We start from the raw sequence: 6,840 nt of genomic DNA, 5'->3' as shown, positions 1-6,840 counted from the left end.
ACTCGTGCGGGGGGGGAGCGATGGGCTCCCACCCCGCCGTGCATCACGACAGGAGCGATTCCACCAGCGCGAACGATCGCTCGGCTGCCCCCACCCCCTCGTCGACGAGGGCGCGGGCCCGATTCCCCGCCAGGCGCCCCTCGCCACCCGCCCCCAGCCAGCGCTCCAGCAGGCGGGCCAGCGCCTCGGCGCCGCCAGCCGTGGCGCCCCCGCCCACCGCCAGGAGGAGCCCGGCATCGCGTGCGTTGGCGTGACGCGGGCCGAAGGCGACCGGGGCGCCGAACGCGGCCGGCTCGAGCACCGAGTGGAGACCGGCGGCGTGGAAGCCGCCTCCCACGAATGCCGCCGTTGCCAGGGCATAAAGGTCACCCAGGACCCCAACCCGGTCGACGAGGATGACCTCGGCCGCTCCCTGATCGGCGCTCCCGAGGCGGGTAACGCCGATGCCGCGCGCTGCCCCCCACGCTTCGATGGGGGCGAGATGGGCGGCGGTGGGTTCGTGCGGGGCGATGATGAGGCGGGCCTCCGGGATGGCCCGGCGCACCGCCTCCCAGGCCGGGAGCAGGACGCGCTCGTCGGCGGGCCAGGTGCTCCCCGCCACCAGCGTGGGACGCCCCGAGCGGAGCGGGGCCAGGAGCGCTGAGGCGAGGTCGACCCGCCTCGCGCGCAGCACGACCTGGTCGTATCGCGTGTCGCCCGTGACCCGGAGCGCCTCGCGGCGCACGCCTAACGCGACCAGGCGCGACGCGTCGTCCTCGCCGATGGCCCCGGCGGCGTCCAGCAGCGCGTACGAGGGGCGGAGCAGCGACTGCGCCAGTGTCCCGCGGCGAGACGATCCGGGAGACACCGTCCCGCTGACGAGCCCCAGCCGCACACCACGACGATGCGCCTCGGCGGTCAGGAGAGGCCAAAGGTCCAGCTTGGCGTAGACGAGCGCCGTGGGGCGCAGGGCATCGAGCGCCGATCGCACCCCACCCGCGGTGTCGAAGGGGAGGTAGTCGGCGAAGTCGACCGGAAGCGCGCGCGCAAACGATTCGGCGCTCGGGCTGAAGAAGGTATAGGCCAGCTGCACGTCGGGGCGGCGCGCCCGGAGCAGTTCGAGCACGGGGCGCGCCTGCAGCCCCTCGCCCACCGACGGGGCGTGCATCCAGAGGAGCGGACGCGAGGGGTCGCGCCCGCCTGCTCCCCACGCGGCGAAGCGTGCGGTGACATGGCGGCGCGCGGCGAGGGTGCGCGCCAGCTTCCCCTCTCCCGGGGGGACGATGCGCGCCGCGAGGGTGGCGACTCCCCCCGCGGCACGGTATCCCCACCACAGGATCGGGTTCACCCCGTCACTGGCCGTGTGCCGCCAGGGCGTCGCCGATCGCCTTCCGGAAGGTGCCGATCCGTTCGGCGCCGGCAATCACCTGACTGCCGACGAAGAAGGTCGGCGTGGAGCCCGCGCCGCCTCCGGTGGCCCGATCGATGTCGGCCAGGATCATCGGGCGCATCACGTGCTCACCGATGCACCTGTTGTAGGCGTCCAGGTCCAGGGCGAGTTGGCGCGCCATCGCCGCGAAGTAGGGCTCGCTCGTGGGGAGCGCGCTCCATTCCTGCTGCGTCTGGAAGATGCGGTCGTGCATCTCCCAGAACTTCCCTTGCGCCCCGGCGCACATCGCCGCCTCGGCGGCGGGGAGGGCGTTCTCGTGCTGCCGCAGCGGGAAGTTGAGGAACGCCAGGCGCGCCTTCCCGGTCTTCACGAACTCCTCGATGACCTGCGGCGCGGTTTCGCGCTCCCACTGGGCGCAGTAGGGGCACTGGAAGTCGCTGACCACGACCACCCACACCTTGGCGCCGGCGTCGCCCAGGATGCGCGCGTGGTCGGCGGCGGTGACGCGGGGGTCGGGAGCGGAGGGGGCGCGGGCGGCGGGGGGCGCGGCGGCGCTCGCGGCGGCGGGTGCAGCTGACGAGGAGTCGGCACGCTGGCCGGACTTGGGGCCGCACGCCGCCAGCGGCGACAGGGTGGCGGCGAGCGCCAGGGTGGTGAGGAGGCGCGACATGACGGGGGAGAGGTGGAGGGGCGTGCGCGCAACGTGCCGAGGTGCCGCGGGTGCGCGCGATGGGGATAAAGTAGCAGTGCGGGCGATACGCTCCACAGGGGAGGGCGAATCCCTACCACCGCTGCGTGCGCGGGACTAACGTATCACAGGTCATCTGGCCCGGCTTGCCGTGCGCGCCGGGCGTCACGTTGTCAGGGGGACCGACTGCCTGTGTGGGGCCTACTTGCGCTCGTCGCGTCGCTGGTTGCGGCGCAGGACGTCCAGCTTCCGCCGCCACCACGCGGCTTCAGCCCCATCCAGGCCGACATGGTCGTGGATGAGGCCCATGTCCTCTCGGCCGAGGCGGTGGCGCGGATGAACCGCGTCATCTTCGACGTGAAGTCGAAGTCGGGGGGGGAGATCGTGGTGGTCACCCTTCCCGACCTGGCCGGGCGCGACGTGGGCGATGTCGCGCTGCGCATCGGTCGCGAGTGGAAGGTGGGCGCCGCCGCGGCGATCGGGGAGCGCTCGCGCAATGCCGGCGTGGTCGTCCTCGTGGTCCCCAAGGAGACCAGCGCCGACGGGCGAGGATACATCTCGATCCAGACGGGGCAGGGGACGGAAGGGTTCATCACCGACGCCACGGCGGGGAACATCCGGCGCGAGGCGATCCCGTACCTGCAGCAGCGGGACTATTCCAGCGCCCTCGAGCTCATCACCGTCCGGGTCGCGCAGCGCTTCGAGCGCGAGTTCGGCTTCAGGCTCGATACGGCGCTCGTGCCTTCGCCATCGGACGGGGTGGCGGGAGGTGGGGGGGAGATTCCGCCGCAGCTCCTCCTCGTGGCCTTCGTCGTGCTCCTTTTCCTGTTTAGCGCGATGGCCAGCGCGTCGCGGCGCGGAGGGCGCAACGGGTGCCTCCAGGCGCTGGTGATCGCCGACGTGCTCTCGCACTCCCGCGGGCGGTCGCAGTGGGGAGGCGGCGGGTTTGGTGGGGGGGGAGGGGGCGGTTTCGGCGGTTTCGGCGGTGGCGGTGGCTTCAGCGGTGGCGGCTCCAGCGGGAGTTGGTGACATGCCCAGGATGACCCTCGACGACCTTGTGGGACAGCTGTCGGCGATCTACGCCGACGACCTGGTGGCGGTGGCGCTGTACGGCTCCGCCGCCCGGGGCGAGCAGGCGACGCGGCACGCCAACCTCAACGTGATCGTCGTCGTACGGCGGATCACCATGGATCACCTGCGCAAGGAGGCGCCGTTGGCGCGCGCCTGGCGGGGGGCGGGGCACCCGCCTCCGCTCACGATGACGCGTGCGGAATGGCTCGGCGGCGCGGACATCTTCCCGATGGAGTACGCGGACATCCTCGCGCATCATCGGGTGCTGGCGGGGACGCTCCCGCTGGAGGGGGTGTCGGTGGACCTGGCCGACCTGCGCCTGCAACTGGAGCACGAGGCAATGAGCAAGCTCCTGCGCTTGCGCCACGCGGTGCTCGATGTCGCGGGTGATTCCAAGGCGCTCCTGTCCCTGCTGGAGGACAGCGTGAGCACCATGCTCGTCCTGATGCGCTCGGCGCTGCGCCTGATGGGGGAGTCTCCCCCCGCCGACTCCGACGCGATGTGCGAGCGATTCTCGGCGCGGAGCGGGCGGGATGCGGGCGTGGTGCGCCGCGTCCTGCGCCACGCCCGTGGGGTCGAGGCGATCGACCGGCGGGTTGCCGACGGAGTGGTGGAGGAGTACTTGAACTTTGCGGAGCACTTCGTCGCGTTCGTCGATGCCTGGTCGCAGACCCACCCTACCCTCTGAGTTCGTCCTCGTCTTCTCGTCTTCTCGTCTTCTCGCCTTCTCGTTCTCTCGTCTTCCCAAAGTCGGAGTCCCCCATGCGCTTCCGTCGATTGACCGCCCTCCTGCCACTCGTCCTCACCGCCTGCGGCTACAACACGATCCAGACGTACGACGAGCGGGCCAACGCGGCCAAGCAGCAGATCGAGGTGCAGCTGCAACGCCGGGCCGACCTGGTGCCCAACCTCGTGCAGGTGGTGCGCGGGCAGGCCAAGCAGGAACTGGACGTCTTCACCCAGGTGGCCCGGGCCCGCTCGGGGCTGGTGGACGCGGTGCAGAAGGGCGATCCACGCCAGATGGCCGACGCCAACGAGCAGCTGACCACGGCCATGCGTGGCCTGATGATCCAGGTGGAGGCCTACCCGCAGCTCAAGTCGGACCAGGCGTTCCTCAACCTGCAGGACGAGCTGACGGGGACGGAGAACCGGATCGCCGTCGCCCGGACCGACCTGAATGGGGCGGTCGAGACGTACAACACCTACATCCGGAAGTTTCCGCAGGTGCTGACCGCGAAGGTCATCGGCGCCAAGGCGAAGGAGTACTTCGAGGTCTCGAACGCCGCCGCGCGCGAGGCGCCGAAGGTGGACTTCACCAAGTAGAGCTGGAACGGGCGTCGCCAGCAGGCGACGCCCGTTCTGCAGGTCGGCCGCTGGCCTGCTGCCTAGCGGGCGGTTGCCTGCGCGATCGCCCGCCGAATCCCTCGCACCGTGAGCTCGCTGCTGGCGAGCCGCCGATCGCCGACGAAGACCGCCGGCACGTCGGTGACCCCCGCTTGCGCGCTGCGCCGCATGTCGCCCTCGAGCACGCGCAGCAGGCGCTGCCGGGTGGTGCAGGCGTCCTGGACGTCGAACGGGACGTCGGCCGCCACGGCGAGCGAGTCCATCCATCGCTGCGGATCGGGCATGCGGTCCCACCTGGGAAGGGTCGCGAAGAGGGAGTCGTGCATCTCCCAGAAGCGTCCGGCCGAGGCGGCGCACAGCGCGGCGTGCGCGGCGAAGCGCGCGTTGAAGTGCTCGTCGCGGGGGGCGTTCACGAAGGCGAGGTGGGCTACCCCGCCTTCCGCGATGTCGCGCCGGATGGAGGGGAGGACTTCGAGCGCCAGGTGCCGGCACGCCGCGCACTGGAACTCGCTGATCACGATGACCCATGGGACGGGGGCGTCGGCGCCGGCCGGCGGGTGCAGGATGCGCATGGAGTCGACGCGCGTCCCGAACGTGTCAGGGCGCGTGGCGATCGCCGCCTCGCGGCGCACGCGAAGCGAGTCGCGGAGCGAGACCCCGGGGCGACGCGGCGGCTGGGTGTCCGCCGAGCAGGCGAGCAGCGGTGCCAGGAGCGGTGCCAGGAGCACCGCGAGAACGGGGAGCGCGGGGCGGAGCGTCATCGTGCGGAGGCCTCACCGTGGTCGCAAGGGCCGCGCGGGGGCGCGGCGTGCGAAAGATATCGCGCCGGCGTGAACGTTGCCGCTCCCCACGGGGCGGCGTAGTTTGGGGCGGCCTTTCCCCCCGGATTGCGACATGAGACTGTCCCGTATGATCGTTGTGGGCTGCGCACTCTCCGTGCTCGCCTCGTGCTCCCGTCAGGCTCCCCCTACCGATCCGCAGTATGTCGCGCAGTGGCTGCGGTCGTCTCTCTCCTTCGTGCGCAGCGAGCGCCTCGGCCCCCCCGTCGCGTCGCGCATCTCGGCCTACGGATCGCTGGCCCTGTACGAGGGATTCGCCGCCGATCCCGCCTCGGGACTGCGATCGCTCGCCGGACAGTTGAACGGCATCGCCTCGCTCCCGGCGCCGCCGGCGGAGGGCGTCGATGGGGGAATCGTCGCCGCCGCCGCCGAGCAGGTCGTCCTCGACTCGCTGTTCCGCGATGGGTTCGCGAGCACGCGGCGTACCATCGATTCGCTGGCCCGGGTGCAAGTCGAGGGGCGCGTGGCCGCCGGGGTCGACGCGGCGCGGCGCGACCGGTCGGTGGCACACGGCCAGGCGCTGGGCGCGGCCATCCTCGCGTGGGCGGCGACCGACGGATTCTTCGCGACGCGCACGCGAAGCTGGCCCCCGCCCGACAAGCGCGAGCTGTGGGCGAATACGATCACGGTGGACCAGTTCGTCCCGCTGATGCTCTCCGGCGAGAGCGACCTCGTCGCCCCGGCCAACCCGGGGGTGGCCATGGAGCTGGAGCGCGCGGGAGAGCGCTTCGTCTTCACCAATCGTCCCAAGAATGCTGCCGGGACGACGCTCCCCACCTTCAACCCGGTGCGCCCGACGGAGCCCTACTGGGGTGAGCTGCGCCCCTTCGCCATCCGCGATGGCGACGAGTGCCGGCCGCCGGCGCCGCCGGCCTACTCGGAAAGGGAAGGATCGGACTTCTGGAAGATGGGGCGCGAGTTTGCCGACTCGATGCAGGCCCTCACGCCGGAAAAGAAGCAGGTGGCGCTGTTCTGGGCCGACAACCCGGTGGCAACCGGGACGCCGGGCTTCCACTGGATCAGCGTGGTGAACCAGATGATCGCCAGGCGCAATCTCACGGCGCCGCAGGCGGCCGAGCTGTTCGCGCTGACCTCGGTGGCCATCGCCGACGCCTTCATCGGGTGCTGGAAGGAGAAGTATCGCTCCATGACCGTGCGCCCGGTTGCTTACATGCACCGGGTCTTCGACCCCGACTACGCCACCGTCATCCCCACCCCGCCGTTTCCGGAGTACACCTCGGGACACTCCGTGCAATCGGCGGCCGCGGTCGAGGTACTGAAGGCGCTCGTCGGCGACACGGTGGCGTTCAGCGACTCGACGCAGGTGGACGTGGGGCAGCCGCCGCGCGATTTCGCGAACTTCACCGCGGCGCTGCACGACGTGGCCACGTCGCGCATCTACGCCGGAGTGCACTACGTGCCGTCGGTCGTGGACGGGATGACGCAGGGGGTCTGCATCGGGACGCGCGTGCTCGAGCGGCTCCGGACGCGCCGGGAGGGCAATTGACGAAGCGCGGCATCGCCGCCGC

General features: G+C 71.5%; 7 protein-coding genes. 4 read left to right on the top strand and 3 right to left on the bottom strand.

Annotation, left to right across the window (positions count from 1 at the left end; all coding sequences use genetic code 11):
* Positions 1-43 precede the first annotated feature (43 nt).
* Both ABS52_16440 and ABS52_16435 read right to left on the bottom strand, forming a co-directional pair.
* Complete coding sequence (locus tag ABS52_16440) at positions 44-1,327, bottom strand: hypothetical protein (protein ID ODT01637.1); 1,284 nt, start codon at positions 1,325-1,327, stop codon at positions 44-46.
* A gap of 4 nt (positions 1,328-1,331) precedes the next feature.
* Positions 1,332-2,039 (bottom strand): hypothetical protein, encoded by a 708-nt coding sequence (locus ABS52_16435; protein ODT01636.1) that lies wholly within the window; start codon positions 2,037-2,039, stop codon positions 1,332-1,334.
* Positions 2,040-2,249: 210 nt separating this feature from the next.
* Between ABS52_16435 and ABS52_16430 the strand changes: the two genes are divergently transcribed.
* From ABS52_16430 to ABS52_16420, 3 genes are all read left to right on the top strand, one after another.
* On the top strand, positions 2,250-3,086 hold the full coding sequence (locus ABS52_16430; GenBank protein ID ODT01635.1) for a hypothetical protein: 837 nt from the start codon (positions 2,250-2,252) through the stop codon (positions 3,084-3,086).
* Position 3,087: 1 nt separating this feature from the next.
* Positions 3,088-3,816: a hypothetical protein gene (locus ABS52_16425; protein ID ODT01634.1), complete on the top strand. Its 729-nt coding sequence runs from the start codon at positions 3,088-3,090 to the stop codon at positions 3,814-3,816.
* A gap of 74 nt (positions 3,817-3,890) precedes the next feature.
* Positions 3,891-4,451, top strand: coding sequence for a hypothetical protein (locus ABS52_16420; GenBank protein ID ODT01633.1), 561 nt, complete (start codon positions 3,891-3,893; stop codon positions 4,449-4,451).
* Between the two features lie 62 nt (positions 4,452-4,513).
* Here the strand turns inward: ABS52_16420 and ABS52_16415 are convergent, their stop codons facing one another.
* Positions 4,514-5,200 (bottom strand): hypothetical protein, encoded by a 687-nt coding sequence (locus ABS52_16415; GenBank protein ID ODT01632.1) that lies wholly within the window; start codon positions 5,198-5,200, stop codon positions 4,514-4,516.
* A 181-nt stretch (positions 5,201-5,381) separates the two neighbouring features.
* Between ABS52_16415 and ABS52_16410 the strand changes: the two genes are divergently transcribed.
* On the top strand, positions 5,382-6,818 hold the full coding sequence (locus tag ABS52_16410; GenBank protein ODT01631.1) for a hypothetical protein: 1,437 nt from the start codon (positions 5,382-5,384) through the stop codon (positions 6,816-6,818).
* Positions 6,819-6,840 lie beyond the last annotated feature (22 nt).

The organism is Gemmatimonadetes bacterium SCN 70-22 (assembly GCA_001724275.1).
In the GTDB taxonomy this organism is placed as follows: Bacteria; Gemmatimonadota; Gemmatimonadetes; order Gemmatimonadales; family Gemmatimonadaceae; genus SCN-70-22.
This window is presented reverse-complemented; position numbering and strand designations above follow the sequence as displayed.

Coding starts and splice junctions, on each gene's coding strand:
- ABS52_16420 (ODT01633.1), top strand. CDS start 3,891: ATGCGCTTCCGTCGATTGACCGCCCTCCTGCCACTCGTCCTCACCGCC.
- ABS52_16435 (ODT01636.1), bottom strand. CDS start 2,039: ATGTCGCGCCTCCTCACCACCCTGGCGCTCGCCGCCACCCTGTCGCCG.
- ABS52_16410 (ODT01631.1), top strand. CDS start 5,382: ATGATCGTTGTGGGCTGCGCACTCTCCGTGCTCGCCTCGTGCTCCCGT.
- ABS52_16425 (ODT01634.1), top strand. CDS start 3,088: ATGCCCAGGATGACCCTCGACGACCTTGTGGGACAGCTGTCGGCGATC.